The sequence below is a fragment of the Micromonospora sp. NPDC005087 genome, assembly GCF_042872965.1.
Lineage (GTDB): Bacteria > Actinomycetota > Actinomycetes > Mycobacteriales > Micromonosporaceae > Micromonospora.
Map to the genome: position 1 here is coordinate 182,453 of NZ_JBIALB010000006.1, position 24,956 is coordinate 207,408.

31 protein-coding genes are annotated in these 24,956 nt (G+C 72.8%); 15 read left to right on the forward strand and 16 right to left on the reverse strand.

The window, feature by feature from the left end; translation table 11 throughout:
• The first annotated feature begins 74 nt into the window (after nucleotides 1–74).
• Nucleotides 75–308 carry a hypothetical protein gene (locus ACFYPS_RS16795; protein ID WP_354963126.1) on the forward strand — a complete coding sequence of 78 codons (234 nt, stop codon included), beginning with the start codon at nucleotides 75–77 and terminating at the stop codon, nucleotides 306–308.
• A gap of 332 nt (nucleotides 309–640) precedes the next feature.
• Here ACFYPS_RS16795 and ACFYPS_RS16800 read toward each other — a convergent pair whose 3' ends face one another.
• The 3 genes from ACFYPS_RS16800 to ACFYPS_RS16810 form a co-directional block, all read right to left on the reverse strand.
• A complete protein-coding gene (locus ACFYPS_RS16800; RefSeq protein WP_354963127.1) occupies nucleotides 641–2,362 on the reverse strand; it encodes a DEAD/DEAH box helicase in 1,722 nt (573 codons plus the stop codon).
• A gap of 222 nt (nucleotides 2,363–2,584) precedes the next feature.
• Nucleotides 2,585–3,247, reverse strand: a complete 663-nt coding sequence (locus ACFYPS_RS16805) for a TRIC cation channel family protein (RefSeq protein ID WP_354963128.1) — start codon at nucleotides 3,245–3,247, stop codon at nucleotides 2,585–2,587.
• A gap of 40 nt (nucleotides 3,248–3,287) precedes the next feature.
• Nucleotides 3,288–3,506: a DUF3039 domain-containing protein gene (locus ACFYPS_RS16810; RefSeq protein WP_007456912.1), complete on the reverse strand. Its 219-nt coding sequence runs from the start codon at nucleotides 3,504–3,506 to the stop codon at nucleotides 3,288–3,290.
• 89 nt (nucleotides 3,507–3,595) lie between these two features.
• Between ACFYPS_RS16810 and ACFYPS_RS16815 the strand changes: the two genes are divergently transcribed.
• Together ACFYPS_RS16815 and ACFYPS_RS16820 are read left to right on the forward strand one after the other, a co-directional pair.
• Nucleotides 3,596–4,528 carry a pseudouridine-5'-phosphate glycosidase gene (locus tag ACFYPS_RS16815; RefSeq protein WP_354963129.1) on the forward strand — a complete coding sequence of 311 codons (933 nt, stop codon included), beginning with the start codon at nucleotides 3,596–3,598 and terminating at the stop codon, nucleotides 4,526–4,528.
• Nucleotides 4,525–5,424 carry a PfkB family carbohydrate kinase gene (locus tag ACFYPS_RS16820; protein WP_354963130.1) on the forward strand — a complete coding sequence of 300 codons (900 nt, stop codon included), beginning with the start codon at nucleotides 4,525–4,527 and terminating at the stop codon, nucleotides 5,422–5,424. Before ACFYPS_RS16815 ends, ACFYPS_RS16820 begins: the two co-directional genes overlap by 4 nt.
• A gap of 30 nt (nucleotides 5,425–5,454) precedes the next feature.
• On the opposite strand, the gene ACFYPS_RS16825 is transcribed toward ACFYPS_RS16820, so the two are convergent.
• Entirely contained in the window at nucleotides 5,455–5,814 is a 360-nt protein-coding gene (locus tag ACFYPS_RS16825) for a DUF3099 domain-containing protein (RefSeq protein WP_354963131.1), read from the reverse strand.
• 104 nt (nucleotides 5,815–5,918) lie between these two features.
• Between ACFYPS_RS16825 and ACFYPS_RS16830 the strand changes: the two genes are divergently transcribed.
• Both ACFYPS_RS16830 and ACFYPS_RS16835 read left to right on the forward strand, forming a co-directional pair.
• Nucleotides 5,919–6,206, forward strand: a complete 288-nt coding sequence (locus ACFYPS_RS16830; RefSeq protein ID WP_231930849.1) for a hypothetical protein — start codon at nucleotides 5,919–5,921, stop codon at nucleotides 6,204–6,206.
• A gap of 14 nt (nucleotides 6,207–6,220) precedes the next feature.
• Nucleotides 6,221–6,532 carry a hypothetical protein gene (locus tag ACFYPS_RS16835; protein ID WP_354963314.1) on the forward strand — a complete coding sequence of 104 codons (312 nt, stop codon included), beginning with the start codon at nucleotides 6,221–6,223 and terminating at the stop codon, nucleotides 6,530–6,532.
• 21 nt (nucleotides 6,533–6,553) lie between these two features.
• On the opposite strand, the gene ACFYPS_RS16840 is transcribed toward ACFYPS_RS16835, so the two are convergent.
• Entirely contained in the window at nucleotides 6,554–7,135 is a 582-nt protein-coding gene (locus ACFYPS_RS16840; protein ID WP_387325320.1) for an HhH-GPD-type base excision DNA repair protein, read from the reverse strand.
• A 104-nt stretch (nucleotides 7,136–7,239) separates the two neighbouring features.
• Here ACFYPS_RS16840 and ACFYPS_RS16845 point away from each other — a divergent pair, with 104 nt between their 5' ends.
• Together ACFYPS_RS16845 and dtd are read left to right on the forward strand one after the other, a co-directional pair.
• Nucleotides 7,240–8,724, forward strand: a complete 1,485-nt coding sequence (locus ACFYPS_RS16845) for a methyltransferase (RefSeq protein ID WP_354963133.1) — start codon at nucleotides 7,240–7,242, stop codon at nucleotides 8,722–8,724.
• On the forward strand, nucleotides 8,724–9,146 hold the full coding sequence (dtd, locus tag ACFYPS_RS16850; RefSeq protein ID WP_354963134.1) for a D-aminoacyl-tRNA deacylase: 423 nt from the start codon (nucleotides 8,724–8,726) through the stop codon (nucleotides 9,144–9,146). The genes ACFYPS_RS16845 and dtd overlap by 1 nt, the downstream gene beginning before the upstream one ends.
• A 28-nt stretch (nucleotides 9,147–9,174) precedes the next feature.
• Here the strand turns inward: dtd and ACFYPS_RS16855 are convergent, their stop codons facing one another.
• On the reverse strand, nucleotides 9,175–9,963 hold the full coding sequence (locus tag ACFYPS_RS16855) for a sporulation protein (protein WP_354963315.1): 789 nt from the start codon (nucleotides 9,961–9,963) through the stop codon (nucleotides 9,175–9,177).
• A gap of 244 nt (nucleotides 9,964–10,207) precedes the next feature.
• On the opposite strand from ACFYPS_RS16855, the gene sigB reads away from it, so the two are divergent.
• From sigB to ACFYPS_RS16875, 4 genes are all read left to right on the forward strand, one after another.
• Complete coding sequence (gene sigB, locus ACFYPS_RS16860) at nucleotides 10,208–11,212, forward strand: RNA polymerase sigma factor SigB (RefSeq protein WP_354963135.1); 1,005 nt, start codon at nucleotides 10,208–10,210, stop codon at nucleotides 11,210–11,212.
• A gap of 122 nt (nucleotides 11,213–11,334) precedes the next feature.
• Nucleotides 11,335–11,712 (forward strand): metalloregulator ArsR/SmtB family transcription factor, encoded by a 378-nt coding sequence (locus ACFYPS_RS16865; RefSeq protein ID WP_354963136.1) that lies wholly within the window; start codon nucleotides 11,335–11,337, stop codon nucleotides 11,710–11,712.
• Complete coding sequence (locus ACFYPS_RS16870; protein WP_354963137.1) at nucleotides 11,709–12,215, forward strand: SRPBCC family protein; 507 nt, start codon at nucleotides 11,709–11,711, stop codon at nucleotides 12,213–12,215. Before ACFYPS_RS16865 ends, ACFYPS_RS16870 begins: the two co-directional genes overlap by 4 nt.
• Nucleotides 12,212–12,619, forward strand: coding sequence for a VOC family protein (locus tag ACFYPS_RS16875; protein ID WP_387325325.1), 408 nt, complete (start codon nucleotides 12,212–12,214; stop codon nucleotides 12,617–12,619). The genes ACFYPS_RS16870 and ACFYPS_RS16875 overlap by 4 nt, the downstream gene beginning before the upstream one ends.
• Nucleotides 12,620–12,703: 84 nt before the next feature.
• Here ACFYPS_RS16875 and ACFYPS_RS16880 read toward each other — a convergent pair whose 3' ends face one another.
• Genes ACFYPS_RS16880 through ACFYPS_RS16890 form a run of 3 tightly spaced genes read right to left on the reverse strand, consistent with a single transcriptional unit; the run spans nucleotide 12,704 to nucleotide 17,376 of the window.
• A complete protein-coding gene (locus ACFYPS_RS16880) occupies nucleotides 12,704–15,259 on the reverse strand; it encodes a GNAT family N-acetyltransferase (protein WP_354963139.1) in 2,556 nt (851 codons plus the stop codon).
• Between the two features lie 26 nt (nucleotides 15,260–15,285).
• Entirely contained in the window at nucleotides 15,286–16,467 is a 1,182-nt protein-coding gene (locus tag ACFYPS_RS16885) for an acetoin utilization protein AcuC (protein WP_354963140.1), read from the reverse strand.
• 48 nt (nucleotides 16,468–16,515) lie between these two features.
• The gene (locus ACFYPS_RS16890) at nucleotides 16,516–17,376 is read right to left on the reverse strand and encodes a sulfurtransferase (RefSeq protein ID WP_354963141.1); all 861 of its coding nucleotides are present in this window, start codon (nucleotides 17,374–17,376) and stop codon (nucleotides 16,516–16,518) included.
• 278 nt (nucleotides 17,377–17,654) lie between these two features.
• Between ACFYPS_RS16890 and ACFYPS_RS16895 the strand changes: the two genes are divergently transcribed.
• Complete coding sequence (locus tag ACFYPS_RS16895) at nucleotides 17,655–17,903, forward strand: hypothetical protein (RefSeq protein ID WP_354963142.1); 249 nt, start codon at nucleotides 17,655–17,657, stop codon at nucleotides 17,901–17,903.
• Nucleotides 17,904–17,976: 73 nt separating this feature from the next.
• Here ACFYPS_RS16895 and ACFYPS_RS16900 read toward each other — a convergent pair whose 3' ends face one another.
• Entirely contained in the window at nucleotides 17,977–18,210 is a 234-nt protein-coding gene (locus ACFYPS_RS16900) for a hypothetical protein (RefSeq protein WP_354963143.1), read from the reverse strand.
• 248 nt (nucleotides 18,211–18,458) lie between these two features.
• Here ACFYPS_RS16900 and ACFYPS_RS16905 point away from each other — a divergent pair, with 248 nt between their 5' ends.
• Nucleotides 18,459–18,668, forward strand: coding sequence for a hypothetical protein (locus ACFYPS_RS16905; protein WP_354963144.1), 210 nt, complete (start codon nucleotides 18,459–18,461; stop codon nucleotides 18,666–18,668).
• 23 nt (nucleotides 18,669–18,691) lie between these two features.
• Here the strand turns inward: ACFYPS_RS16905 and ACFYPS_RS16910 are convergent, their stop codons facing one another.
• The 3 genes from ACFYPS_RS16910 to ACFYPS_RS16920 are packed head-to-tail and all read right to left on the reverse strand — an operon-like array spanning nucleotide 18,692 to nucleotide 20,640.
• The gene (locus ACFYPS_RS16910) at nucleotides 18,692–18,943 is read right to left on the reverse strand and encodes a hypothetical protein (protein WP_354963145.1); all 252 of its coding nucleotides are present in this window, start codon (nucleotides 18,941–18,943) and stop codon (nucleotides 18,692–18,694) included.
• Between the two features lie 9 nt (nucleotides 18,944–18,952).
• Entirely contained in the window at nucleotides 18,953–19,159 is a 207-nt protein-coding gene (locus tag ACFYPS_RS16915; protein WP_354963146.1) for a hypothetical protein, read from the reverse strand.
• A gap of 26 nt (nucleotides 19,160–19,185) precedes the next feature.
• Nucleotides 19,186–20,640, reverse strand: a complete 1,455-nt coding sequence (locus ACFYPS_RS16920) for a recombinase family protein (RefSeq protein ID WP_354963147.1) — start codon at nucleotides 20,638–20,640, stop codon at nucleotides 19,186–19,188.
• An 80-nt stretch (nucleotides 20,641–20,720) separates the two neighbouring features.
• On the opposite strand from ACFYPS_RS16920, the gene ACFYPS_RS16925 reads away from it, so the two are divergent.
• Nucleotides 20,721–21,419, forward strand: a complete 699-nt coding sequence (locus tag ACFYPS_RS16925) for a metal-dependent transcriptional regulator (RefSeq protein WP_354963148.1) — start codon at nucleotides 20,721–20,723, stop codon at nucleotides 21,417–21,419.
• A 31-nt stretch (nucleotides 21,420–21,450) separates the two neighbouring features.
• Here the strand turns inward: ACFYPS_RS16925 and ACFYPS_RS16930 are convergent, their stop codons facing one another.
• The 3 genes from ACFYPS_RS16930 to ACFYPS_RS16940 all read right to left on the reverse strand — a co-directional run bounded on the left by ACFYPS_RS16930 (nucleotide 21,451) and on the right by ACFYPS_RS16940 (nucleotide 23,407).
• Nucleotides 21,451–21,999: a hypothetical protein gene (locus tag ACFYPS_RS16930; protein WP_387325332.1), complete on the reverse strand. Its 549-nt coding sequence runs from the start codon at nucleotides 21,997–21,999 to the stop codon at nucleotides 21,451–21,453.
• Between the two features lie 122 nt (nucleotides 22,000–22,121).
• Nucleotides 22,122–22,376: a DUF5522 domain-containing protein gene (locus tag ACFYPS_RS16935; protein ID WP_354963150.1), complete on the reverse strand. Its 255-nt coding sequence runs from the start codon at nucleotides 22,374–22,376 to the stop codon at nucleotides 22,122–22,124.
• A gap of 41 nt (nucleotides 22,377–22,417) precedes the next feature.
• Nucleotides 22,418–23,407, reverse strand: coding sequence for an asparaginase (locus ACFYPS_RS16940; RefSeq protein ID WP_354963151.1), 990 nt, complete (start codon nucleotides 23,405–23,407; stop codon nucleotides 22,418–22,420).
• Between the two features lie 181 nt (nucleotides 23,408–23,588).
• Here ACFYPS_RS16940 and ACFYPS_RS16945 point away from each other — a divergent pair, with 181 nt between their 5' ends.
• Complete coding sequence (locus ACFYPS_RS16945) at nucleotides 23,589–24,884, forward strand: MFS transporter (RefSeq protein ID WP_354963152.1); 1,296 nt, start codon at nucleotides 23,589–23,591, stop codon at nucleotides 24,882–24,884.
• Nucleotides 24,885–24,956 lie beyond the last annotated feature (72 nt).

Consider the following 24,956-nt stretch of genomic DNA (forward strand, 5'->3'; position numbering starts at 1 on the left):
GGCAAGGGTGTTGCACGATAGGTGAGCAACGACCGAAGAGATTGTTCATCGGTGACGACCAGAGGAGGAAGGCGATGAACTCGACCCTCACGCCGCCGCCCGAGACGGTGGCGCCCCCAGCCGCCGATGAACGGTGCGACCGCTGCAATGCTGCCGGCAAGCTCCGGATCACTCTGGCGGGTGGGAGCGAGTTGGTTTTCTGTGGGCACCACGCGAACAAGTACGCGGAGGATCTCGCGAAGATCACCGTCCGGTTCGCAACGGAGCCCGATTTCAGTTGGCGTGGCGCCGATCTGATGGCGAACTGAATCCGCAACCCGACATAGCCGACCGGAGACACCCCGAGGGTGTCTCCGGTCGGCTTTTCTCTGCGCGCGCCCCGCGCCCCGCGCCCCGCGCCCCGCGCCCCGCGCCCCGCGCCCCGCGCCCCGCGCCCCGCGCCCCGCGCCCCGCGCCCCGCGCCCCGCGCCGGAGATCGTGCTCGATCCAGGATTTAGTGGTCTCGCCGACGCGCCGATGCCACTACATCCTGGATTTGGCACGATCTTGGCGAGGTGACGCCGCTGGGGAGGGCGGGCGGTCGCCGATCGCGGCCAGGTCGCGGTCTGGATGGTCCGGTGCTGCGGATGCGGCGGATGGGTCAGAGGGTCTGCACGGTGGCGATGCGTTCCTCAAGCTGTTCGATGGTGGCCTGGGCGCTCGGCGGGCCGCCGCAGATCCGGCGCAGCTCGGCGTGGATCTTGCCGTGCGGCTGGCCGGTGCGGTGGTGCCGGGCGGCCACCAGAGCGTTCAGCTGGCGCCGGAGCGCCACCCGGCGCTGGGCGGCACTCATTGGTGCCGGCGGCGCCGCGACGGGCGTACCGGCCGGCTGAGCGGCCCGATCGGCGCTGCGGCGGCGCTGCTCGGCCTGCCGTTTGGTCAGCAGCAGAGAGACCTGGTCGGCGGTGAGCAGGCCGGGCAGGCCGAGGTACTCCTCCTCCTCGGGAGTGCCCGCCTGGGCCGCCGTGCCGAATGACGCGCCGTCGAAGATCACCTGATCCAGCTCGGCGGTGGCCGAGAGCGCCGCGAACCGCTTCTCCAGCTCACCGCTGGCCTGATCGTCGCGCTGCGCCCGCTCCAGCAGATCGTCGTCGAAACCGTCCGATTCCTTGGGCTTGCCGAGCACGTGGTCCCGCTCGGTCTCCATCTCGCTGGCCAGCCCGAGCAGGTGCGGCACGCTGGGCAGGAAGACCGACGCGGTCTCCCCGGGCCGGCGGGCCCGGACGAACCGGCCGATCGCCTGGGCGAAGTAGAGCGGGGTGCTGGCGCTGGTGGCGTAGACCCCGACGGCGAGCCGCGGGATGTCCACCCCCTCGGACACCATGCGCACCGCGACCAGCCACCGCTGCTCGGAGGCCGCGAACGTCGCGATCCGTGCGGACGCGCCCACGTCGTCGGAGAGCACCACGGCGGCCTTCTCGCCGGTCACCTGCTCGATCAGCTTGGCGTACGAGCGGGCGGACTGCTGGTCGGTGGCGATGATCAGCCCGCCGGCGTCGGCCATCCCGGCGTTGCGCAGGACGGTGAGCCGGGCGTCGGCGGCCCGCAGCACCTGCGGCATCCAGTCCCCGGCCGGGTCCAGAGCGGTACGCCACGCCTGCGCCACCAGATCCTGGGTCATCGGCTCACCGAGCCGGGCCGCCAACTCCTCGCCCGCGTTGGTCCGCCAGCGGGTCTCACCCGAGTACGCCAGGAAGAGCACCGGCCGGACCACGCCGTCGCGCAGCGCGTCCGAGTAGCCGTACACCGAGTCGGCGCGGGAGCGCAGCAGCCCGTCACCGCCGCGCTCGTAGCTGACGAACGGGATGGGGTTGTCGTCGGAGCGAAACGGCGTCCCGGTGAGCATCAGCCGGCGTACGGCGGGCTCGAAGGCCGCCTTCACCCCGTCGCCCCAGGTCCGGGAGTCGCCCGCGTGGTGGATCTCGTCGAGGATGACCAGGGTGCGTCGGGTCATGGTGCGCCGCCGGTGCACCTGCGGGGCCATCCCCACCTGCGCGTAGGTGACCACCGCGCCGTGGAAGTCGGCCGCGGAGTGCACGTCGGCGTTGCGGAACGCGGCGTCGAGCTGGATACCCACCCGGGCCGCGGCCTCGGCCCACTGGTTCTTGAGGTGCTCGGTCGGGGCGACGACCGTGACCGCCTCGATGGTGCCGTCACCGAGCAGCTCGGCCGCGATCCGCAGGGCGAAGGTGGTCTTGCCGGCGCCGGGTGTGGCGACCGCGATGAAGTCCTCGCTGCGCCGGCGCAGGTACTCCACCAGGGCCTTGCGCTGCCAGGCACGTAGTGCCGGGAACGTCTCGAGCACCGGCGTCCGGGCTGCCACGCGAAGCTCCTCTCCGACCGCACGACGGCGGACCCCGGGCGAGGGCCACGAGTACCGCCGCCCATGAAAACGCCTCCGCGCAGAAGCTGCCGCGAAGGCCGACTCAGCATAACCAGCGCGGGCCCCACGGCCCAGGCGACGCCACGCTGGTCACATCCACCACCCAGACCCCGGGCCCACCGGGGTCACGGAAAGCCCCCGCCGACCCGTCGGCTTGAGCCCTCACCAGTCCCGGTCGGTGCGCGGATCCGCGCCACCGCTACGGGGCGGGCGCAGCGTCGCTACCGGGACGGACCAGCGCCGGCGCAGGGCGATCAGGCGCAGCCCGAAGACCAGCACGGCGGCGGCGGTGAGCGGCAGCGGCCCGGTCTGGTCGGTGACGTACAGCAGCACCACCACGACCGATCCGACCAGGGCGACGACCGCGTAGATCTCCCGGCGCAGCACCACCGGGATCTCGGCGGTGAGCAGGTCCCGGCCGAGGCCGCCGCCGATCGCGGTGAGCATGCCGATCAGGCAGGCGCCGACCGCCGGCACCCGGGCGTCGAGCGCCTTGAGCGTGCCGGTCACGGTGAACAGCGCGAGGCCCGCCGCGTCCAGCACCAGCACCGTGGTGCGTAGCCGGGCCAGCTGCGGGTGCAGCCAGAAGACGGCTAGCGCGGTGACGGCGGCGGTCGCCGCGTACCGCCAGTCGGCGAAGGCCAGCGGCGGCACCTCGTCGATGACCAGGTCCCGGAAGATTCCGCCGCCGAGGGCGGCCACGAAGCCGACGAACGCGACGCCGAAGAGGTCGAGCCGCTTGGCCACCGCGGCCGAGGCCCCGGACGCGGCGAACACCGCCACCCCGGTCAGGTCGGCGAAGAGCAGGGCGGTGGAGGTGGTCACCGCCGCAGGCTACGTCGCCGGCCGGGACAGCGGCCGTCGTTCACTCGCGGTACGAGTCGTAGATCTCCTTGCACTTGGGGCAGACCGGCGAACCCGGCTTGGCCGCCTTGGTGACCGGGAAGGTCTCCCCGCAGAGCGCGACGACGAAGGTGCCCATGACGGCACTCTCGGCGATCTTCTCCTTGCGGACGTAGTGGAACATCTCGGGACCGGTATCGGCGTCCTTCAGCTCCGGACGCTCGAGAACCTCTGTGCTCACGTCTGCACCTCCGACCGTCAAGTTTGGCAGGTCATCACGGCCGGGTCCACTTGAGGCCGGCCGCGGCCCCACCCCGTACCGTGCCCCCCGTGACTGACTTTCGCATCAGCTACGGCACCGAGGTGGCCGACGCCCTGCACGACGGCCGGCCCGTCGTCGCCCTGGAGAGCACCATCGTCTCGCACGGCCTGCCCCGGCCGGCGAACCTTCGGGTGGCTCGGGAGATCGAGCAGGCGGTCCGGGACGCCGGGGCGGTCCCGGCGACGATCGGCATGATCGGCGGCGAGCTGGTGGTCGGCCTGGACGACGCGCAGCTAACCCGCCTGGCCACCGTCGATGGAGTGACCAAGCTCTCCGTCCGCGACCTCGCGGTGGCGGCGGCGACCGGCGCGGACGGCGCCACCACCGTGGCCGCGACCAGTGCGGTGGCCGCCGCGGCCGGGATCGGGGTGTTCGCCACCGGAGGGCTCGGTGGGGTGCACCGGGAGGCCGCGCACACCTTCGACGAGTCGGCGGACCTGATCACCCTGGCCCGGACCCCGATCGCCGTGGTCTGCGCCGGGGTCAAGTCGATCCTCGACGTGGGCGCGACGCTGGAGCGGCTGGAGACCCTGGGGGTCGCCGTGGTCGGTTACCGCACCCGCCGGTTCCCCGGCTTCTACCTCACCGACGGAGGCTTCGACCTGGACTGGTCGGTCGACTCGGCGGAGCAGGTCGCCGCCGTGCTCGCCGCCCGTGACGGGCACGCCGTGCACGCCGGCGGCCTGATCGTCGCCAACCCGCTGCCGGTCGACGAGCAGCTCGACCCGGAGCTGCACGACCGGACCCTCACCGAGGGTCTGGCACTGCTGGAGCGGGACGGGGTGACCGGCAAGGCCGTCACCCCGTACCTGCTGGCGCATTTCCACTCGGCCACCGAGGGCGCGAGCCTGGCGGTGAACGTCCGGATCATCCTGCGCAACGCCGATCTGGCCGCGCGGATCGCGGTCGCCGCCGCTCGCGCCAACGCCGACCCGGCATGACCCGACCGGCCCGGGTGGTCGTCGTCGGGGACCTGATCACCGATGTGGTCGCGGTGCTGTCCGGCCCGCCCGCGGCGGGTTCGGACACCGCCGCCGACATCACTCTCGGCGGCGGCGGGCAGGCGGCCAACACCGCCGCCTGGATCGCCGCGCAGGGGGTGGACGTCACGCTCGTCGGCGCGGTCGGCAACGACGACGCGGGGCGCGACCGGGTGGCCGAGCTCGACCGTGCGGGGGTCGACTGCGCGGTCGACCGGGTCGAGGGCGTCCCGACCGGCACGGTGATCGTGCTGGCCACCGACGGCGAGCGCACGATGATCAGCCAGCGGGGCGCGAACCTGCGGCTCAGTGCCGAGCATGTCGAGCGGGCCCTCGCGGCGGTGCCCGACGCTGGGCACCTGCACCTGTCCGCGTACACCCTGCTGGACACCGAGTCGCGCGGCGCCGGGCTGCGGGCGCTGGCCGCCGCCCGCGAGCGCGGGCTCACCACCAGCGTCGACGCGGCCTCCGCGGCGCCGCTGCGGCGGGTCGGCGCGGCGGCCTTCCTGGGTTGGGTACGCGACGTCGACCTGCTGCTGGTGAACGCGGACGAGGCGACGGTGCTGGCCGGCGGGCTGGACCCGGCGGCGCAGGGGCGGGCGTTGTCGGCGACGGCCCGTCGGGTGGTGGTCAAGCGGGGCGCGGCCGGCGCGGTCTGGGTGGACCGCTCGGCCCCGGTCTGCGTGGCCCCGGCCCGGCGGGTGGCGGTGGTGGACGTCACCGGGGCGGGCGACGCCTTCGCGGCCGGTCTGCTCACCGCCTGGCTCGCCGGCGCCGCCCCGACCGCGGCGCTCAACCGCGCCGCCGACCTGGGGGCCGTGGCCGTCTCCACCGTCGGAGCCCGGCCACGGCCGTGACCTGCCGGACCCTGGCCCGCCCGTGGTGGGTCAGGGTTCGGCGTCGATGACCTTGTGCGGGCGTTCCTCGGCGGTGAGGCTCATCGGCGGGGTGTCGTCCTGCAGGCGGGGGTGGAACCGGTTGGCCAGCCGGTGCTGCTCCTTGGGCGGGCGGTCGTTGGCCAGCAGCACGGCCAGCCACGGGATGAGCACCATGCCGAGGGCGCACAACGGCAGCCAAAGCCAGAGCAGTGGGGCCTTCGCGCCGACCAGGATCGCGCCGAGAATGATGCACGCCACCCGGATGCCCATCATCAGCACATAGCGGCGCTGACGGCTGGTGAGCTGGTCGTTCTGGCTGCGCGAGGCGTCGGTGATCAGAAGCGGCTGGTACGCCTGACGCTTCACCATGAACCTCCTCGAGGGGATTACGACCCATCCTGTCACCGCGAGGCCGTGATCAGCGAAATTTGACTCATGCCGGTGCGTGTTACGCGCGTGGTACGCTCCGCGACGTGGGCAGCAGGTTCAGCTTCACCGACGAGGCGTTGGCCAACCTGAGGGTCTACGACGTCACGCCCGGGGAAGTCTGGGAGGCGCTGCACAGCGCCCGACGGGTGATCCGCCACCTGGGCGACGACGTGATGGTGGTCTACGCCGCCGCCCGGCGAGGCCGCCGACTGGCGGTGCTGCTCGCCGAGGCCGACGGCGCCGACAACGACTGGGACATCCTCTCCGCCCGGGAGCTGAGCGACGTCGAGTCCAAGCGCTACGACGAGGCCGTGCGGAGATCTCGCCGATGAGGAGGGCCGTGACGATGCACCGTAACGACGCGACCAAGCAGTTCCACAGCGGCGACGACCGGATCGCCGAGCTGATCGACCAGAGCCCGGCGGTGGACCTGCCCACCCCCGACACCGACGTGCCGATGGTGAGCCGGTCGGTCCGGCTGCCGCTGGAGACCTACGAGCGGGTGCGGGCCGCCGCCGACGCCCGCGGCCTCGGGGTCACCACGCTGATGCGGCAGTGGATCGAGGCTGGCCTGGCCGACCTGGACGACTCCACCACCGTCTCGCTCGCCGACGTCCGGCGCGCGCTGGCCTCGTTGGCCCACCCCACCGCCGCCTGAGCGAGCGCGCCGGCCGGGTCGTCAGCCGTCGGCTGACTTCGCCTTCGCGGCCGCCTTCATCTGCTGCTTGTACTCCCGCACCCTGCGCAGCGAGTCGGCGTCGGTGACGTCGGCCACCGACCGGTACGCGCCCGGGTCGCCGTAACCGCCCGCCGCCTCCCGCCAGTCCTGCGGGGTCACGCCGAACCGCTTGCCGAGCAGGGCCACGAAGATCTGCGCCTTCTGCTTGCCGAAGCCGGGCAGCTCGGCGACACGCCGGAACAGCTCCGGCCCGTCGGCGACGTCCGACCAGAGCCTCTCGGCCTCGCCGTCGTAGCGGTCCACCAGGACCTGACACACGTCCTGCACCCGCGCCGCCATCGCCTTCGGAAACCGGTGCAGGGCGGGCGGGGTGGCGAAGAGTGCGACCAGCGCCTCCGGGTCATACCCGGCCAGCTCCGCCGCGTCCAGGTCGTGGCCGAGCCGCTGCGCCAGCACGTACGGCGAGGAGAAAGCCTTCTCCATCGGCACTTGTTGATCAAGGACCATGCCGAGGAGCCTGGCCAGCGGGCTCCGCTCCAGCAGCCGGTTGGCCTCGGGGTCGATGGGCAGCACGAGCGTCATGACCCCATCCTGCCCGGCCGCCGACCCGGGACGAACACCGACGCTCCGGGTTCGATCCGGCGGGTGCCGCGGACCGGGCGCGCGGCGGGGGGCAGGATGGCGGTGTGGACGAACACGAAATGCTGCTCTCCCCTGCCGGCGTCGACGCGTTGCGCACCGCGCTGACCCGGGCCGGGTTCACCAGCAACGGGATCGCGGGTCGGCTCGGCTCGCAGGCCACCGGCGCGGTCGCGCGCAACGACTACCGGGCCGCGCTGAAGGCCACCGAGGAGCGCGACCCGCTCGGCACACTGATCCGGGTGTTCATCTGCGACCAGACCGAGTCGGAGGCGACCGTGGCCGCCGCGCTGGCTCCGCTGAGTGTGGCGGAGGCGGTGGCCGGTGGGCTGGTCGAGCGGCACGGCGACGGCCTGCGCGCCGGCGTCGACCTGGAGCCGTACGGCGACGACTGGTGGGTGCTCGCCGACGTGCCGGCCAGCGCCCGGCCGGGCCGACCGCTGCACTCCGAGCACGTGCTCGGCATCGGCGGGGCCACCCAGACCCTGATCGGCGCGACCGTCCGCCGGCCGGTCGACACCGCGCTGGATCTCGGCACCGGCTCCGGCATCCAGGCCCTGCACCTGGCCACCCACGCCGGCTCCGTGACCGCCACGGACCTCTCGGAGCGGGCCCTGCGCTTCGCCGCGACGACCGCCGCCCTCAACGGCCAGGACTGGGAACTGCTGCGCGGCGACATGGTCGCACCGGTCGCCGGCCGCCGCTTCGACCTGGTGGTGAGCAACCCGCCGTTCGTGGTCGGCCCCGGCACCACCACGCACGTCTACCGCGACTCCGGCCGGGTGGGTGACGCGATCGGCGCCGAGCTGGCCGCCGCCGCCCCCGGCCTGCTCACCGAGGGTGGCACCATGCAGTACCTGGCGAACTGGGTGCACGTCGCCGGTGAGGAGTGGGACGAGCGGGTGGCCGGCTGGTTCGCCGGGACCGGCCTGAACGCCTGGGTGATCCAGCGCGAGGTGGCCGACCCCATGGCGTACGTCAACCTGTGGCTCACCGATGTCGGCGAGAGCGCCGACCCGGAGCGGATGGCCGCCTGGCTGGACTGGTTCGACGCGCACAAGGTGGAGGCGATCGGCTTCGGCATCGTGTCCCTGCGCCGCGGCGGGCACGACGACCCGGTGGTCCGGGTGGAGGAGCTGCGCCAGCGGGTGCAGCCGCCGCTGGGCGACCAGGTCGCCGCCTGGTTCGACCGTCAGGACTTCCTGCGGGTACGCGACACCGAGGCGCTGCTCGCCGAGCGCTACCGGGCCGCCGACGGCCTCCAGCTGCGCCAGGAGGCCACCATGGGCGACGAGGGCTGGGCGGTGGACCGGCAGGTCCTCGCGATGCCGGACGGCCTGCGGTGGACCGAGGAGGTCGACCCGCTGGTGCTGGCGCTGGTCGGCGGGGCCGACGGCCGGCTGCCGCTACGTGACCAGCTCGCCCTGCTGGCGGCGGCGCACGAGGTCGAGCCGGACGAACTGGCCGAGGCGGCGGGGCCGATCGTCGCGCACCTGGTGGAGCGGGGCTTCATCGCGCCGGTGACCGGCTGATGCGGGCGGTGGTGCAGACGGTCGGCCGGGCCAGCGTGACGGTCGACGGCGCGGTGGTCGGCGCGATCGAGGACGGGTTGCTGGTGCTGCTCGGGGTGACCCACAGCGACACGCCGGAGACCGCCCGGACGATGGCCCGCAAGGTGCACGAGCTGCGGATCCTCGACGACGAGCGGTCCGCGGCCGACACCGGTGCGCCGGTCCTGGTGGTCAGCCAGTTCACCCTCTACGGCGACGCCCGCAAGGGCCGCCGTCCGAGCTGGACGGCCGCCGCCCCGGCCGAGGTGGCCGAACCGCTGGTCACGGCCGTCGTCGAGGCGCTCCGCGAGCGCGGTGCCAAGGTGGAGACCGGCCGCTTCCGCGCCCACATGCTCGTCGAGAGCACCAACATCGGCCCCCGCACCATCCTCCTGGACCTCTGATCGGCGGGGCCGGGGGCCGAGGGGTGGGTCAGGAGAAGAGGCCGCGGCGGGACAGGGACTGGCGGAGCCAGCCGTCGAGTTCGGCGGTCCAGTCGGTGCGGTCGGCGGTGGCGTGGTCGACCGTGAAGCGGCCGAAGGCGTCCCGACCCTCGGTGAAGACGCCGCCGCGCTTGTCGACCTCCAGCACCACCTGCATCTGCTGCCCGTCGGCGATGAAGGTGACCTCCAACTGGTTGATCGAGCGGGCGTACTGCGGCGCCGGGTTGAACTCGATCTCCTGGTAGAACGGCAACGTCTGCCGGACGCCGTAGATGTGCCCACGCTCCACATCAGCGCGGGCGAACCGAAACCCCAGGCGCAGCAACGCGTCGAGCAGCCGCTCCTGTGCCGGCAGCGGGTGCACCGAGACCGCGTCCAGGTCACTCTTGTCTACCGCGCGGGCCACCTCCAGCTCCGTACGCAGCCCCATCGTCATGCCGTGCAGATGCTGCCCGTACAGCTCGGTGACCGGTGTCTCCCAGGGCACGTCGAAGCGGAACGGGATGTCGTGTCGCTGCCCGGGCTCCAGCCGGAACGCACCGGTGACCTGCTGGCGGTGGAACTCCTGAGTGGTGTCGTAGTCGTTGTCGCCGCTCTCCACCTCCACCCGGGTGACCAGCCCCAGCGCCACGTGGTCGATGTCGACCTGGTGGTCACCGCCGATGACCTGGATACGGCCCTCCAACTGGCCGCCCGGTCGGCAGTTCGGGTTGGTGAGCACCGTCTCCACCGACGGGCCGCCGACCCCCATCGCCTGCATGAGCCGCTTGAAGACCACGTCGTTCTCCATCTCCTGTCGCCGCCGACCGTGGGTGGCCGACCGTCGGCACGGTAGCCGGGGCGGGCAAGGACACACCGGGGCGACACACTCCCGCCCCGATCCGACCGGATTCCTGTCGGGTGCCCGATCGCCTCACTCCCGTTTTACGCCCCGCCCGCCAAGCTGTGGGTCACACCGGCACCACTGGGCCGGAGACACGGCACAGACGTGGACACGGGGAGAGACAGAGATGGTCCTGCAGATGACGGAAAACCGGACGCGCCCGGCCGCCAGCACCGACACCGACGGGGTCACCGAGGTCCTCGTCGACCTGGACGCCACCGACGAGCGCGGCATCTCCACCGACCTGGTCCGGGCCTACCTCAACGGGATCGGCCGGACGAAGCTGCTGACCGCGGCTCAGGAGGTCGACCTGGCCCGCCGGATCGAGGCCGGCCTGTTCGCCGACGAGAAGCTGGCCACCTGCACCCCCGTCTCACCGGAGCTGCGGGCCGATCTGGAGCTGATCGTCGCGGAGGGCCGGGCGGCCAAGAACCACCTGCTGGAGGCGAACCTGCGGCTGGTGGTCAGCATCGCCAAGCGCTACACCGGACGCGGGATGGCGTTTCTCGACCTGATCCAGGAGGGCAACCTCGGCCTGATCCGCGCGGTGGAGAAGTTCGACTACGCCAAGGGCTACAAGTTCTCCACGTACGCCACCTGGTGGATCCGGCAGGCGATCACCCGCGCGATGGCCGACCAGGCCCGCACCATCCGCATCCCGGTGCACATGGTGGAGCAGGTCAACCGGATGGTCCGGGCCCGCCGCGAGCTGGCGGTGACGCTGGGCCGCGAACCCACCGTCGCGGAGGTCGCCCGGGCGCTGGACATCCCCGAGTTCCAGGTCATCGAGCTGATCTCGTACGACCGGGAGCCGGTCAGCCTGGACCAGGCCGTCGGCGACGATGGCGAGAGCGCGCTGGGCGACTTCGTGGCCGCGGTGGACCCGCGCGTTGAGCCGGGTGACGCGGCCGCGCAGGGCGAGCTGCGCAACGAGGTGAGCATCGTGCTGGCCACTCTCTCCCAGCGGGAGCAGGCGGTCATCCGGCTCCGGTTCGGGCTGGACGACGGCCGGCAGCGCACCCTGGACGAGGTCGGCCGGGAGTTCGGCCTGTCTCGGGAGCGGATCCGGCAGATCGAGAAGGTGACGCTGCTGAAGCTGCGCGCGCCGGAGCGCGCCCAGCGCCTGGAGGCGTACGCCTGCTGACGCACCGGTCCCACGGAAGGCCCTGGCGGTTCGCCGGGGCCTTCCGTGTTGTCGAGGTGCTTGACGGTGACGTCGATCCGCGATACAAACCACTTGGTTATGAAACCAGGAGGTTATGAGCGGTGGGCACCGAACTGCTGGACGCGACGTTCGCGGCGCTGGCCGATCCGACCCGGCGGGCCATCCTCGCCCGGCTCGCCAGAGGTGCGGCGACCGTGACGGAGCTGGCAGAGCCCTTCGCGATGAGCCAGCCGGCCATCTCCAAGCACCTCAAGGTGCTGGAACGCGCTGGCCTGGTCAGCCGCGGGCGGGACGCCCAGCGCCGGCCGTGCCGACTGGAGGCCCGACCGCTGCGGGAGGCGACGGCCTGGCTCGCCAATTACCGCGACTACTGGGCGGAGAGTTACCAGCGCCTCGATGCCCTGCTCGACGAACTCCAGGCCGTCGAGGAAACCGCCGCCGAGCACCGGCACGCCCAACCGGACGGGACCGACGGATGACGGGCGTCGACGACCCGGTCGTCGTGCACACCCCCGGCGACCGGGAGATCGTGCTGAGTCGGCTGTTCGACGCGCCGGCACACCTGGTGTTCGCCGCCTTCACCCAGCCCACACTGCTGGTTCGGTGGTACGGCGCGCGCGGCTGGCGGCTGGCGGAGTGCGACGTCGACCTGCGGGTCGGCGGGCGGTGGCGGTTCGTGTCACTGGGCCCGCAAGGGGCCCGGATGGTCCAGGCTGGGGTCTACCGGCAGATCGAGCCACCGCACCGGCTGGTCTGCACCGAACTCTTCGACGACCAGTCCTACCCGGGCGAGACGCTGGTCAGCCACGCGTTCACCGAGCTGGCCGGACGGACGACCGTCACCACCACGCTGCGCTACGCCACCCCCGAGGGACGGGACACCGTGCTGCGCTACCCGATGGCCCGAGGCGTCGGGCAGAGCTTCACGCGGCTCGCCGACCTGCTGCGCCTGACAACGACGATGCGAGGAGAGACACCGTGAACTGGACGTTGGAAGTGGTGGTCGTGCCGGTCTCCGATGTGGACCGGGCGAAGACGTTCTACGCCGACCGGCTCGGCTTCGCCGTCGACCACGACACGGTGGTCGGCGACGACGTGCGAATCGTCCAGCTGACCCCGCCCGGCTCCGGCTGCTCCGTCGTGATCGGCAAGGGCGCCGTCCCGGACATGCCGCCGGGTTCCCTCAAGGGCCTGCAACTGGTGGTGCCCGACCTGGAGCGGGCCCGCACCGAGCTGGTCGAACGGGGTGTGGAAGTCAGCGAGATCCAGGTGTTGGGCGCCAACCCGAGCCCCACGCCGCACCCGCTGGACAACGTCGGCTTCGTCTTCTTCACCGACCCCGACGGCAACGCCTGGGCCATCCAGCAGATCTCCAGCCGCGCCTGATCCGCCGCACGCCCGCGCTCGCCCGCCAGCCCTGGTTAACAAGGGGCCCTTCCTCTACCGGAGGCGTTAAGAAGGTGCAATTCCTTACAAGCGGCGGGGGCCGGTGTCCGGGCGGGCGGCCACGCCGCCGACCTGCACCTGCGCGTGCAGGACCGAGATGCCGTCCGGGCGGGCGAGCACCGGGTTGAGGGTCAGCGACCGCACCCGGGGCTGCTCGTCGGCGAGCTGACCGACCCGCAGCAGCAGATCCGCCAGGGCCGCCCGGTCGACCGGGGCGGCGCCCCGGTGCCCGCGCAGCAGCGGCGCCGCCCGCGGCTCGTCGACCAGCTCGGCGGCGTCCCGGTCGGTCAACGGCACCGCACGCCAGGCCCGGTCGCCGAGCAACTCGGTGGCGACGCCGCCCAGACCGAAGCCGACAACCGGCCCGAACGCCGGATCCTCCACCAGCTCCACCACGCAGGCCACGCCGGGCGCAACCATCGGCTGCACCAGGACGTCCGCGCCGAAGACGGCCGCCAACTCGGCGTACGCCCGGCCGACCGCCGGCTCGTCGGGCAGGTCCAGCCGGACCGCGCCGAGGTCGAGCCGGTGCCGCAGCCCCGGCGCGGCAGCCTTGAGCGCCACCGGGAAGCCCAACCGCACCGCCGCGTCGACCGCGCCGTCGACCGAGTCGACCGGCACCGACGCCACGACGTCGACGCCGTACGCGGCCAGCAGCGCGATCGGGTCGGTGGCGTCGGCGCGCAGCGCGGCCGGTGCGGCAGCCCGGTCGATCCGGGGCAGCTCGGGTGCCACCCCGGGCTGCCGGCGCAGCCACTCGGCGTACCGGTGCACCCGGGCGAGGGCACGCACCGCCTCCTCCACGCCGCCGTACGCCGGCACCCCCGCCGGCAGCCGGCCGACCAGGACGGTCGCCACGGTCGGCTTGCCCAACGCGAGCACCGCCGGCAGCGCGGCGGTGACGTCGGCGTCCACACCGGTCAGCTGGCCGGGCAGCGGCGGGGCGAAGACGACCACCAGGGCGTCCACCCGGTCGTCGCCGGCCGTCTCGGCCAGCGCGGTCGCGAACTCGGCAGCGCCGGCGTGCGGCCCGACGTCGCGGGGGTACCCGTCGACGACGGTGAGGCCGTGCCCGGCGCAGGCGCTGGCGGCCAGGCCGGTGAGTGCCGAGGAGTTGCCGACCACGCCGACCCGGCCACCGGCGGGCAGCGGCTGGTTGGCCAGCAGCACCCCCACGTCGAGCAGCTCCGGCACCGTGTCCACCCGGATCACCCCGGACTGGGCGAAGAGCGCGGCCACGGCCACCTCGTCCGGGCCGGCGGTGTCGCCCACCCCGACCGGGCGGGCCGGCGAGGCGAGCGCCACGACCGGTTTGGCCCGGCCGATCCGCCGGGCCAGCCGGGCGAACTTACGCGGATTGCCGAACGTCTCCAGGTACAACATGATCACGTCGGTGGCGGGGTCGTCCTGCCAGTACTGCAGCAGGTCGTTGCCGGACACGTCCGCCCGGTTGCCGGCCGAGACGAAGCTGGACAGCCCCAGGCCGCGCCGGTCAGCCTCGGCGAGCAACGCCACCCCGAACGCGCCGGACTGGCTGAAGATGCCGACCCGTCCGGCCGGCGGCAGCGCCGGGGCGAGGGTGGCGTTGAGGCGTACCGCCGGGTCGGTGTTGGCCACGCCGAGACAGTTCGGGCCGACCACCCGCATCCCGGCGGCGTGCGCCGCCCGGACCAGAGCCCGCTGCGCCGCCGCGCCCTCGGCGCCGGCCTCGGCGAAGCCGGCGGAGATGACCACCAGGCCGTGCACCCCGGCGACCGCGGCGTCGGCCACCACCGCGGTCGCCGCCTCCGGCGGCACCGCCACCACCGCCAGGTCCACCGGCACCCCGGCCTCGACCGCCGACGGGTACGCGGGCAGCCCCGCCACGGTCGACGCACTCAGGTGCACCGGCACCACCGCGCCGGTGAAGCCGCCGTCGCGCAGGTGCCCGAGCACCGCCGCGCCGACGCCCTGGCCGGTCGCGCTCGCACCGTAGACGGCGATGCCGCGCGGGGCGAGCAGCCGGGCGATCGAGCGGGCCTCGGTACGGTGCTCCCGGCCGCGCTGCACCTCCAGCGTGGCCTCGGTGGGCGCGATCGGGAAGTTGAGGTGCACCACCCCGTCGGCGAACTCGCGCTGGACCTGGTAACCGAAATCGGCGAAGACCCGCAGCATCTGCCCGTTGGCCGGCAGCACCTCGGCGACGAAGCTCATGATGCCGTTGCGCCGTGCGGCGTCGGCCAGGTGCTCCATCAGCACCGAGCCGATGCCCCGGCCCTGGTGGGCGTCCTCCACCACGAAGGCGACCTCCGCCTCCGGGGCCTGCGGGCCCAGTCGTTCGTAGCGGCCGACCGCGACGATCCGGTCGCCGGCCAGCACCACAAACGCCTCCCGATCGTGGTGGTCGACCGTGACGAAGCGGATCAGATCCCGCTCGGGGATGCGCGGGTACGGCGAGAAGTAGCGCAGGTAGCGGGTGCGTTCGGAGAACCGGCCGTGCATCGCCACGACGGCCGGCGCGTCATCCGGCCTGATTGGTCGCAACTGGACGGTGCTGCCGTCGCTGAGCAGCACGTCCACCGGCTGGTCCACGGTGGTCACCGGCGCGGTCCTCCCCCGGGCCCGGCTCAGTCCCGCGGATCGTACGGGTCGAGCCCGAGCAGCGGGAAGACCGTCTTGCGGGTGGCCGCGATCGCCCGGTCCACCGCGTTCGGCTCGCCGGTCGGCTGCCACGGCTCGTACGACGGGTCCGCGTCGTCGGTCATCCGCAGCGGCACCTCCCGGCCCGGACCACGGGCGGCGGCCAGTGCCCGCCAGGCCGGCGGAGTGAGCGTGGCCGGGTCGAGCGGGTCAGCGGTGGCCACTGCCAGCAGGTGGCTCCAGGCCCGGGGCACCACCTCGACCAACGCGTACCCGCCGCCGCCGGTGGCGACCCAGCGGCCGTCGCACAACTCGTCGGCGAGCGCCCGCAGCGCGACGTAGGTGGCTCGCTGCCCATCCACCGTGAGGTTCAGGTCGGCGAGCGGATCCAGCCGGTGCCCGTCGGCGCCGCACTGGCTGACCAGCACCTGCGGCCGGAACGCACGCAGCACCGACGGCACGATCGCATGGAACGCCCGCTGCCAGCCGGTGTCGTTGACGCCGGGCGGCAGGGGCATGTTGACCGCGGTGCCCTGCGCGCCCGGCCCACCCGTCTCGTCCGGGAAACCGGTGCCCGGGAAGAGCGCGAGCGGGGTCTCGTGCACGCTGACCGTGAGCACCCGAGGGTCGTCCCAGAACATCTGCTGCACCCCGTCGCCGTGGTGCACGTCCACATCCACGTACGCGATCCGCTCGGCGCCCAGGTCGAGCAGGCGGGCGATGGCCACCGCCGGGTCGTTGTAGACGCAGAAACCGGAGGCTCGGGCGGGCATCGCGTGGTGCAGGCCACCGGCCACGCTCACCGCCCGCCGCGCCTCACCGCGCCAGACCGCCTCCGCGGCGGCCACCGTGGCGCCGGCGACCAGCGCGCTGGACTCGTGCATCCCGTCGAAGACCGGGTTGTCGGAGGTGCCCAGCCCGTACCCGGCGAAGAGCGGGTCGCGCGGCGCGGCGCGCACCGCGGCCAGGTAGGCCGGGTGGTGCACCCGGGTGAGCAGGGCGTCGTCGGCGGGCTCCGGCTTGACCAGGCGGACCCCGGGGCGGTCCAGGATGCCCAGCTCACGGGCGAGCGCGACGGTCAGCTCCACCCGGACGGGGTCGAGCGGATGGTCACCCATGTCGTAGGCGAGCAGCGACTCGTCCCACACCACCACAGTGTCGTCGGACATGAGCCCATCGTCGCACGAGGACCGTCGCCGGCCCACCACACGCGCTGCTCAGGGGCCGGGTGTCGGCCCGGAGGCAACCGGCCGGGTCGGGTCGGCCACCCAGTTGCTCCACGATCCGACGTAGAGCGCCGCGTCCGGTCGGCCCGCCAGGTGCAGCGCGAGCACGGCCTGCGCGGCGGTCACCCCGGAGCCGCAGTACGCCCCCACCGACCGCGCCCCGGTCACCCCGGCGGCGGCGAACCGCTCGCGCAGCACGTCGGCGGCCGGGAAACGCCCGTCCGGGTCGACGTACTCTCCGGCGGGCAGGTTCGCCGCGCCCGGGACGTGCCCGGCGACCGGATCGATCGGCTCGACCTCACCCCGGTAGCGGGGCGCGGCCCGCACGTCGAGCAGTACGGCGTCGTCCGCGGCCGCCAGCGCGGCGGCCTGCCCGGCGTCGAGCACCGGAAGATCGCCGGGGCGCACCTCGACGTCGCCGGGGGCCGGGGTGGGCTTCGCGGTGGAGACGGGTCGACCGGCGGCGACCCAGGCCGGGTAGCCACCGTGCAGCACGCGGACGGGGCGGTGCCCGGCCCAGCGCAGCATCCACCAGGCCCGGGCGGCGGCCAGCCCGTCGCCGCCGTCGTACACCACCACGGGGTGACCGGCCCGGACGCCGGCGGCCCGCAGCGCGGCCTGCAACGCGGCCGGGTCGGGCAGCGGGTGCCGGCCGCCCGCACCGGGCGGCCCGCAGAGCGCGGTGTCCAGGTCGACGAAGACCGCGCCGGGCAGGTGACCGGCCAGGTAGTCGTCGCGGCCGGGCGGGCCGGCGAGCCGCCAGCGGACGTCGAGCAGGGTGGGCGGGTCGGCGCGGTCGAGCTCGGCGGCGAGCCGCTCGACCTCGACCAGCGGCTCCTGATTACCGGACATGGCGACCATCCAACACCATGCCGGTCGTCGGTTCGCGGGTCGGCGGCGGTCGATCGCCCGTTCTACTAGGTACAGGGAGTCACGATGAGCAACCTTCCGCAGAGCGTCCGGGACCACTTCCGCAACCTCGGCCGCGAGTACGGCCAGCGACTGGCGGCGCAGGAGAAGCAGAGCGCGCAGGGCAGCCGGGAGCGCCGCTAGCGTTTTCGCTGGCCAGAGGCAGTGGGGCGGGTCACCTACCGTGCATATCCACGCGAGCCGGGCGTATCCTTCCCCGCGTGTGGCAGCTCACGGTAGGTGACCTCGCGTACTGGCTCGACGATGACCGGCACCCTGTCCGGTGCCGCGTCGAGCTGGTGACCGACACGCGCGCCTACCTGCGAGCCACGGCCAGCGAGCACGGCCGGCGCAAGGGCGAGGTCTGGTTCGAGGGGCGGTTCACCCGGCGCGTCGCTCCGCGGCCCGCGCTCTACATCCACGAGGGCAAAGGGCACTTCGACTGGAGTCGGGTCCGCTTCGCCGCCTGACTTTCCAAACGGAAAAAGGGCACCAAAAAGGAGGCCCCAAGCCGCGATGGCCAGGGACCTCCTTCGTCTTGCGCTATTGGGTCTCGTCCGCAGAGTGCCGGCGCGGGTTGGTCCAAGCGATGAACCTGTCGAACAAGTCCTGGGAGTCGGGCGGAGTGTCCGGGTGCAGGCGGATCAGGTCGCCGACCGCGTCGTGTAGGTAGCTGCCCATGTAGATCGACAGGGCGATCATGTTCCGCCGGTATTCCATCAGCATCAGCAGCCGGGACGGCTCGCACGGCCACGGGTCACCGCAGAGACCCTGCACTGCCAGATCGGTCGCTGCGGGATGTGCGGGCGGTTCGGCGCCAGTCGACGCGGGTCGACGTAGGGGCGGACGACTTCCGGCTGGCCGGACATGTAGTGCGAACTTCGGTTGCTCAGCTCCATGCCCTACAGGTTGACAGTCGTCAGTGATGGCCGTCAACAACCGACGGGACAGTCGTCAGTGATGGCCGCCAGCAGTGATCGACGTTGTCTTCACGTAGCACTCCGCACATGTCTACCGTCAATGACGTGGAACTGGTGGGAGTCGCGGAGATCCGCGTGATGTTGGGTGGCGTGTCCCGTCAGCGTGCCCATGTGATCGCCTCCTCGAAGGGGTTCCCTGACCCGATCGCTGAGCTGACCATGGGCAACGTGTGGCGCAAGGCCGACGTGGGGAAGTGGATCAAGGATCACCGGCCGGAGCTGCTGGAAACGCAAGAAGGCCCGACCCCCGAGTAGGGAGCCGGGCCTTCTGGGTAGCGCTATGCGGTGACGCTGATGCTGGCGGGCTCCGCCGGCAGGCGCAGGGTACGGGCCAGCTCGGCGATGCCGGCCGTCCCGATCGCGCGGGCCTCCTCCTCCGACTCAGCGGTCACCGAGGCGGTGATCCGGGTCTTGCTTTCCCCGTCCACCGTCATGCTGGCCAACTCCACGCGCTCGTCGATCCGCCCACCGTCCAGGTGCGGCTCGATGGGCGCCCCTCGGTACTCGACCGCCATCCCCCACGTCTTCATGCCCCGATCCTACTTCTTGGGCTTCGGGCAGGACACGATCTGCGCCTCGGCCTTGTCGTCCGGGCTGAAGGAGAACGGCGTGCCGCTCGGCCCGGTGCCCGTCACCAGCGCCCGCGTGCGCCACTTGCCGGGCGAGCAGAACCAGATGCGGTGGGTGCAGGAGATCCACGCGCCGGCCGGCGGGATCTCCTCGCAGACCCCCGAGGTAACTGCCATCCTTCGATCTATCCGGAAGGCCAGGCTCAGCCGCGAGGAGCGATAACCACCGAGTCAATCGGCGGCCCGTCCACTCCGTTGCTACCGCCCTTCCCTACTGGCTTGACGATGATCCGCTTGACGTACCGACCCAGGATCTCCCTGCGGTGGTGCAACGTCTCCGGGTCATCGTCAAGCCAGTCTTCTAGTTCCTGGTCCTTGTCGACCGGGATCGCCGCAGCCTCCCTGGCCAGCTCCCCCTGCTTGGAGCGCAGCGCTTGGATCTGCTCCCGCATCGGGATGATCTCCTCCAGGGCCTCATCGTCAGTGAAGACGCCCTTGACCAGCGCGCTCCGCACCCGCTTGATCGCCGCCTCCAGCTCCTGAATCTCCGCCTCCAGGACAGGGTTAGGGTCGCCCGCATCCTCGCCTTCAGGGACACTCAGGCGGCCCTCAATGGCGCCGGCCACCCACTCCCTGACCACCAGCTCCAGCCACGGACGCTGACGCGAGACCTGGCCGCACCCGCCCCTCTGCTTGATGCAGATGTAGCGGTTGAAGCTGCCGGTCTTGCCCTCGGGGGCGACGTAGACCTGAGCGGACATCGGGGTGCCGCACATGCAGTACACGAACCCCGGCAGCAGGTACTTCCGAGCCCTCGGGGGTCCGCCCTTGCCCCTGCCGCCCCGAGTGCCCAGAGCCGCGACGATGGCCTCATGGTCCGCGCGGGTGAAGATGGCAGGCCATTTGCCCACCCCGACGATCTCGCCGTCGTGCGACACAAGGCCGGCGATGCGAGGGTTGCGCAGAGTTCGGGCCACGTTGCCGTCGTTATTCCACTCCTTGCCCAGCGGAGTGAGAACGCCCATGCTCTGCCAAAGCTGCCGGACCTTGGACACCTTGCCGGTCTGGAGCAGGACATCCCTGCCGTCCTTGAGGGCCTTCTCGGCAATCGGGTCCTTCTCCCGGCAGTACCCGAGCGGCGAGTCGTGGACGTAGCCGAACGTCCGGGAGCCCCCGTGCAGCTCGCCGGCCTCCCGGCGCCGCCTGGCGGCCCGCTCGACACGCTCTCCGGTCCGCTCGGCCTCCGCGGCGTCAACCGCTGCTTTGATCCGGGCGACCATGCGGCCATCGGCGGTCGACAGGTCGTCGTTGCCGCTCTTGACGGTATAGAGCAGCGTCCCCCTGGCGTCGTGCAGCGTGATCAGCCGCTCAAGCTCCATCGGGCGACGGGTGAACCGGCTGTTGCTCAGCGAGACGAGCACATCGAGCGAGCCGGCCTCGGCCTGCTCCATCATCTCCTCGAACCGCGGCCGGGGCTTCTTGGCCTTGGTGCTGGCCGACAGGTCGTTGTCGACGAAGACTTCAGCCACCTCCCACCCGAACGCCGCCACCAGCTCCCGGCAGTCGGCCTCCTGATCCGTGACGCCCTTCTCCTCGGACTCTCGGTCCTCGCTGATCCGGCAGTAGATGCCGCACCTCAGCGGTACAGGCTCACCCACGGCTGCCTCCGGGGTGGTGGTGGTCGATCGTCGGTCGATCGTGAGACACTAGAGCCTCCGGTAACGGTCCTCGCTAACAGGTGATGAAGATAAACGCTCACTCGCTCGTCGACACGACCGAAATGTACCTGCGCACCATCCTCGAGTTGGAGGAGGAGGGTGTGCCCCCGCTGCGCGCCCGGATCGCCGAGCGACTGAAGCAGAGCGGTCCCACCGTGAGCCAGACCGTCGCCCGGATGGAGCGCGACGGCCTGCTCACCGTCGAGGGCGACCGGCACCTGATGCTCACCGTCCAGGGTCGCGGCACCGCCGTGTCCGTGATGCGCAAGCACCGCCTCGCCGAGCTGCTGCTGGTCAACGTCATCGGGATGCCCTACGAGGAGGCCCACGAGGAGGCCTGCCGCTGGGAGCACGTGATGAGCGACGCCGTGGAGAAGCGGGTGTACGACCTGCTCAATCGGCCGACCCGCTCCCCGTACGGCAACCCGATCCCGGGCCTGGAGGAGCTGGGCTCGCCGGAGGCGGCGCCCGCCGAGGCCGGCGAGGGTGAGCGCAACCTGGCCTTCCCCGGTCTCTCCGGGCCGGTCGTGGTGCGCCGGATCTGCGAGAGCGTGCAGACCAACGCCGACGTGCTGCGCCAGCTGCACGCCGCCGGCGTCGACCCGGGCGCCACGGTGACCGTGGCCCAGGAGCGCGACGGCGTGTCGATCGACCGCTCCGGGGACCGGGTCCGGCTGCCCCGCGAGGTCGCCTCCCGGGTCTTCGTCGCCGCCAACTGACCAACCGCCGGCCAGGAGGGCGACCCGGGCGTCACAGCGTCCGGGTGTTCACCTTCTTGGCCAGCGCGACCAGGTCACCGGTCAGTTTCTCGGCCGCCGAACGTTGGGCACCGCGCGCCGCCGTCCAGCTCAGCGTTGCCAGCCGCCCCTCGCTGGCCAGCCACCCCACCTCGGCGACCGGCCCGCGCCCGCTCGCCGCCGCGATGGTCCGCCGGTACGCCTGCTGACCCAGCCCGGTCACCTTCGTCGCCTTGTCGGGCACCACGTCCGCACCGAAGGTGGCCTTGTCGATCTTGGTGTCGGTCACGCTCAGCGTCAGCTCCGGCAGCGCCGCGCGCTCGGCCCGGACGACGCAGGTGAACGTGTCGCCCCGTTCGCTGGCGGCCGCCACGTCGAAGCGCACCTTGACCAGCTGCTCGATGACCGTGAAGTCGAGCAGGCGGCAGGCGCCGCCCGACGACGCCGCCGGCACGTCCACCGCGATCGGTGCCGGCGGTGGCACCGCCACCGGCTCGGCCTCGGCGGCGCAGCCGCTCACCAGCAGCGCCGCCAGCCCGGCGACCACGATCCGCCCGCGCACGCTCCACCCTCTCGCCGACCGACGGCGGAAGGTGCCCGCCAGATGTCCGTCGGACACCGTACGGGGTGTCCGGGCCCGGCGGAAGCCCTCGTTCGGCGGGTCCGCCGCGACCTGGCCGGCGCTCATCCGGCCGGCCGGTCGTCCGCGTACGGGCAGTGCCGGCAGCCGCGTCCGCAGCAGGTGCCGCGGCCGGCCAGGAAACCGGCGCTGAGCACGAACAGCCCGGTCGCCGGGTCGAGATAGCCCGCCTCCCCGGCGGCGAGCGCGGCCGTGTGCGCCGCGAGGATCCGGGGCCGGTCGGGGTGCTCGGGCGGCAGCCGGGACGGGTGCGGCTCGGTGAGCGGCCGGTCGGCCAGGGGTCGTCGCTCTCCGGTCACCGCAGCAGTCTAGGGACGCCGTCGGAGCGCCCGGCCCGTGGTCAGCCGTGCCGGGCCAGCGCGGCGGCCACCTCGTCCCGGCCGGCACCGGCGGCGAGCAGCAGGCGCAGCAGCACGCGCGCCTTGTACGGGTCGAGCAACCCGCCGTTGAGCAGCCCACGCCGTTGCAGGTCGGTCTCCGAGCCGACCGCCCCGTACGTGTGCCGCAGCACCGACCCGGCCCCGGATCGGGAGGTGAGCACCACCGGCATCCGGCTGGCGAGGGCACCGAGCACCGGAGCCAGGGTGGCGGGCACGTGCCCCACTCCGAAGCCGGCCACCACCAGGCCCTGGTGGGTGTCGGCCAACCCATCCAGCAGCAGCCCGTCGTCGTCCATCGTCACCACGTACAGGGCCACCCGGGTCGCGTCGAGCCGGTCCGGGTCGACCGGCGGCAGCGGCTCGTGCCGCTGCGGCCGGGTCAGCACCCGTACCTCCCCCTCGATCACCTGGCCGAGCGGGCCGGCGTTGGGCGAGGCGAAGGTGGCGGTGCTGGTGCTGTGCGTCTTGTGCAGCCAGCGGGCGGCGTGCACCTGGTCGTTGACGGCGACGAGCACGCCCAGGTCACGGGCGGCCGGCGCGGCGGCCACCCGCAGTGCCGCGAGCAGGTTCGCCGGCCCGTCGGCGCCGGCCAGGGTGGGGTTGCGCATGGCGCCGGTGAACACCAGCGGGGCGGCGTGCGGCCAGATGAGGTCGGCCAGGAACGCCGTCTCCTCCACCGTGTCGGTGCCCTGGGTGACCACCACGCCGGTCGCGCCGCCGTTCACCGCCTGGGACGCCTCCGCGACCACGTCGAGCAGCTGACGGCCGGTGAGGTGAGCGCTGGGCACCGCGTGGGTGTCGCGCACGTCCACGGGTACGCCCAGCTCGGCGAGGCCGGGCACGGCGGCGGTGAGGTCCGCGCCGGTGAGTCGGGTGACCACGCCCGGGCGGCCGGTGTCGACGCCGCCCATCGCGATCGTGCCGCCGAGGGTGATCAGGGCGATGGACACGGATGCCTCCTTTCGCCGCTGGGGCGTCCCGCGGCCCTGGGACGGTACCTGCCCTGCCCCTGAGCGGGCCGGCGACCCGACCGGGCGGCGCGAAATACGGTGTCGTGTGCGATCGCGGCCCCGGTAGGGTCCCCGGGCAGCCGGCCGGCGGCACGCGTGACCGCACAGACAGGCTGTGATCGTGACCCAGCAGGTGACCCAGGCCCCGGCGAGCGCGACCGGTGCCGTCCCGTCGCTGTGGCGCAGCAGGAGCTTCCTGCTGCTCTGGGGTGGTCAGACGGTCAGCGAGCTGGGCACCCGGATCGCCAACGTTGCGGTGCCGCTGCTCGCCGCCGACACCCTGAACGCCAGCGTCTTCCAGGTCTCCCTGCTGACCGTCCTGGCCTGGCTGCCGTACCTGCTCTTCTCGCTGCCGGCGGGCATCGTCGCCGACCGGCTCGACCAGCGGCGGCTGATGATCGCGTGTGACCTGGGTCGGGCCGCGCTCATGCTGTCGCTGCCGGTGGCCGCTCTGGTCGGCCAACTCACCCTTACCTTCCTGTACGCGGTGGTCGGGCTGGGCGGGGTGCTGACCGTGCTGTTCACGGTGGCGTACAAGACCCTGCTGCCCCGGCTGGTGCCGGCGGACCTGCTGGTGGACGGCAATGCCAAGCTCACCATCAGCGAGGATGCCGCCGAACTGGTCGGCCCGACGGTCAGCGGCGTGCTCATCGGGCTGGTCGGCGCGGCCCGGACCTTCCTGACCAACGGATTCGCCTTCCTGGTCAGCGCGCTGACGCTGATCCTCATCCGCGAGGCGCCGGTACGCCGCGAGCCGGCCCCCCGGGTGCCGCTGCGGGTGGAGCTGACCGACGGGCTGAGCTTCATCCGGCGGCAACCGATCCTCGTCAGCATCCTGGCGTGCACCACCTGGTCGAACTTCTGGGTGATGGCGTCCGGCTCGATCGAGGTCACCTTCCTGGTCCGCGAGCTGCACGCCAACCCGGTGCAGGTGGGGCTGGTCTTCTCGGTCAGCGCGGTCGGCGGGCTGGTGGTGGGGGTGCTGGCCGCCCGGCTGACGGCCTGGCTCGGCTCGGCCCGGGTGATCTGGGTGGCGATGGCCGCACCTGGCCCGTTCTACCTGCTCATGCCGCTCGCGCAGCCCGGCTGGGGGCTGCTGCTCTACGGGGCCGGGCTGGCCGCGTTCTCGGCCAACGCGGTGCTGTTCAACGTGGCGGCGATGTCGTACCGGCAGCGGATCACCCCGCCGGCGATCCTCGGACGGGTCAACGCGGCGTTCCTCTGGATCTGCCTCGGGGTGATCCCGCTCGGGGCGCTGACCGGCGGCGCGCTCGGCACCGCGCTGGGTCTGCGCGCCGCCCTCTGGGTGTGTGTGCTGGGCACCTGGGCCGCGTGCCTGTTCGTGGTCTGCTCCCCGCTGCGCCGGATGCGGGACATGCCGGCGGTGTCGTCGAAGGATCCGACGGTTTCGTCGTAGGGTCCGACGATTCGCCCGGCAGCCGGGTTTTCGGCAACGGCGTCGTCCTGCTGCGCCACGAGCGGGCCGGCT